The 235-nt window shown below is 60.4% G+C and carries 1 protein-coding gene; it reads right to left on the reverse strand.

From position 1 onward, the window contains the following. Positions 1-47: 47 nt before the first annotated feature. On the reverse strand, positions 48-235 hold a 188-nt coding region (locus ACQG3P_RS23805), incomplete at its 5' end, for an Lrp/AsnC ligand binding domain-containing protein (protein WP_426806428.1).

The raw sequence follows: 235 nt of genomic DNA on the forward strand, positions 1-235 counted from the left end.
AGTCTGCGCAAAGGGCTGCAGACTAACAGTCGGCTCTACCTCTGGAATCACGCGTGGCGTCTTTCCAGCTGCGACAACGGCAACGCCCTGAAGTCCTTCACCGTGCGCAGCACGAAACTGGAGTTCACGTCGGCCCCGCCCGCTGCATTGAGCAGCTTGTCCAGCAGGAAGCTGGAAAAGTGCTCCAGGTCGCGCACGTCGATGTGCAGCACATAATCCATGTCGCCGGTCAGCG

This window comes from Stenotrophomonas sp. SrG, from assembly GCF_050031795.1.
GTDB lineage: Bacteria > Pseudomonadota > Gammaproteobacteria > Xanthomonadales > Xanthomonadaceae > Stenotrophomonas > Stenotrophomonas rhizophila_A.